Origin of the sequence: Variovorax sp. CAN15 (assembly GCF_030462475.1) — a bacterium.
GTDB lineage: Bacteria > Pseudomonadota > Gammaproteobacteria > Burkholderiales > Burkholderiaceae_C > Variovorax.
The window spans coordinates 1-2,805 of sequence record NZ_JASMRZ010000170.1; the positions used below are offsets into that span (position 1 = coordinate 1).

Here is a 2,805-nt window from a genome sequence, read left to right on the forward strand (position 1 = left end):
GACGGTCGGGCGGGGGGCCACCAATTCCGCGACGAGCGACTCTTGGTCCATATCGAAGCGTAGATCGAGCTCCAGGCCGTGCTGATTGCGCACGCGTGCCACGCCGCGTGCGGACAACAGCGCGCACAGTTGCCCTTCAGGGATGCTTGAAGCGATCACATCGAGGTCGGGAAGCTCCCCCTCGGTCGTGACCACGATCCAATCTTGCTCTCGTGCCGCACCGTTCAGGGCGACAAGGGAAGGCGAGGGGGGTGCGGGGGGAAAGCCCGCCTCAGCGTCAAGTTGAAGGCTCGAAGGTTGCTGCATGGTCATGGCGTGTGCTGTGAAGGCAAGGTTGAAAAAAGGGGCGGCGCCCGCCGCCCCATCGGATCAGGCGGTCACCGGCTCTTTCCCAACTCCGGCGCCGATGGCACGCAGCGGGCGCGGAAGCCAACGCGTGCCCGTGACCTTCGCGGTGCTGTAGGTGTTCGCTGCGTCCTTCTTCTTGCTCGCCAGTTCCTTGGTTGCATCGAAGCCAGTGGCCTCGGCGATGCACTCGGCGGCCTTCGCCTTGCTCACAGCAGAGAAGAAATTCGAAGGCGAAGGCGTCCACCAGTCGGCCATGTCGACACCCAGTGCTTCGGCAAGCACGTCGCTCTCGTCGCGCTGTTCACGCGGGGCGCCGGTGACGACGTTGATGCTGCGTGCGGCGAAGAAGGCCAGCGCGTCAAGAAGCACGACCTGTGGTTGATTCGAGAGCCAAGCGAACAAAGGCGCCGACTCGCCGGGCAGCTGATCGCCCCACATTTGCTGCGCCTCCACGAGCACGGCTGCTGCCTTCGATTCGTGGTAGTCCGTCGCCAGTTGGGCGAGTGCAGCATCGTCGGTGTCCTCGATGCTGATCTTCAAAGCGCGACGACCGCCGTTGTAGCTACCGAATGCGCTCATCGCCATCGCATGCACCGTTGCCACCAGTGCCACTTTCGGGTTTTGCGACATTGCAGCTTGCAGCGCGGCGGTGCGGTGTGCGGTCATGTCTCGCACCAGACGGTCGGAGAATTCGGCGCGCATGCCGCGCTTCATGTCTTGCGGCACGGTCTGGCCTGCCGCTTCCATCGCCTCGACTGCCGCCTTCTTGTCCGAAGGACGCACCAAGCCAACCGATGTTTCGATGKCGCCGCTGTAGCTCAGATTGACCAGCGCACCAGCACGCGCCTTTTGTTCATCGGTCCACATCGCAACGCCTTGCTCAAAGGTCTCGAGCGCGGCACTGGCTTGATCGGAAGCAGTCTCGAGTTCCTCATACAGGCTGTCGTAGTCGGGGGCATCTTCGTCGCCATCCTCACGATGCTTATCGAAGGCCTCGGAGGTCGCGTTTGCTTCGGCCTGCAGGCGGTCGTGTTCCGCTTGCTCAAGCTCGCTCAGAACGCGACTGCCCTTTCTCTCCCGACCAAAATTGCGGTAATCGCTGGAGTTGGATTCGAGGCTGCATTCGACCCAAGACCAACCCTGCGCCGACAGCTTGTCCGCCACATCCTGCAGCTTGGCCTTGGCGAGCGAGTGCAGCAGATCGGTGTCCAGCAGGTAGATGCCGTTGCCGTCTTCGGCAAACAAGTCGAGTCGGGTCTTTCCGCCAGCTGCCTCGTAGGCTTCCACGCCGACGAAACGTGCGAGACGCGAAGTCGCTTTCAGTTCGCCGTTCAGGAGTACTTCGCGGAGGTGATAGGCGCTGCGGTCATAGTGAGAAAGGCTGTCCCATGCAGCTTCTTGCGTTTGATGGTCATCGCCCAAAGTCAGCACCGCCAGAATGTCGCCTTCGATTTGGCCTTCTCGGTACATGTCGATGAATCGGGGCGACAGGTTCGCGAGCTTGAGGCGACGTTCGACGGTCATCGGCGTCACGCCATATGCGGTTGCGACCTCTGCCACGCTCATGCCGTCTTCATCGATGAGACGCTTGAAAGATGCGATCTGGTCGGCTGGGTGCATTTCTTCACGACCCGAGTTCTCCGCCAGCGAGAGCTTCGCGCTGTGGACGCTGTCGTAGAGCTTGCATTCGATCAACGCATCAGCCGCCATCTCCCCCGCGCTCACGGCGAGCATCATGGCTTCATACCGCCGACCACCCGCCACCACACCATAGCGGCCATCTTCCTCAACAATGGTCAGGCGCTGCATCAGGCCCATCGCCAGAATGAGCGCCTTCAGTTCCGGCAAAGAGTTGCTGTTGCGCTTCTTGCGTGCGTTGTGCTTGCTCACGAACAACTGGTTCAGCGGCACCAGCATGTCGCGGCCTTGCGGCTGCGCAGTGCTCAGCACGCCTGCATTCATCGCGACCACAGCAGGGGTCTTCGGTGCGTTCTTGAGCTTCTTCGCGTTGGCGGTTGCAGTCATGACGTTTTCCTTTATCGAGTTGAACGGTTGCGCCGAAAATTGATGCCCTCTCGCGAAGGCCTCCTTTTGGAGTCGGACTTCTTCCGGAGCTGGCCGCTGTTGCTCCGAAGTCATCGCGCGGTGAACGGAGCCCACGGGAGGGCGTGGGAGCAAGGGGGGAGGGTTTGTAAAGGCGCAGCCTTTACGGATACCCCCCTTGCAGGCGAAGCCGGTCCCACGCCGTCACGGGGGCAGAGTCACCGGAAAAAGCGATGAGTTCGGCGCAACAGCGCCCGAGCAAGTCCGACGACCGAAAGCGGTCGGCGAGCGCAGCGAGCTTTACTGCGCGCCACAGGCGCGCCTTGCTATCGGCAAGCGGAGCGCGCAGCGCCGCAAGGCGCGGAGGCGTCAGGGATGGAAACCCGAATGGGGCGAGACAAGCGCAGCGCCGGC

At 62.2% G+C, this 2,805-nt stretch carries 2 protein-coding genes; both read right to left on the reverse strand.

Annotation, left to right across the window (positions count from 1 at the left end; genetic code table 11):
* A partial coding sequence (locus QMO14_RS33085; RefSeq protein WP_301512352.1) for a hypothetical protein occupies positions 1 to 312 on the reverse strand: 312 nt, incomplete at its 3' end.
* Positions 313 to 369: 57 nt separating this feature from the next.
* Positions 370 to 2,373 carry a ParB/RepB/Spo0J family partition protein gene (locus QMO14_RS33090; protein WP_301512354.1) on the reverse strand — a complete coding sequence of 668 codons (2,004 nt, stop codon included), beginning with the start codon at positions 2,371 to 2,373 and terminating at the stop codon, positions 370 to 372.
* Between the last annotated feature and the right edge of the window lie 432 nt (positions 2,374 to 2,805).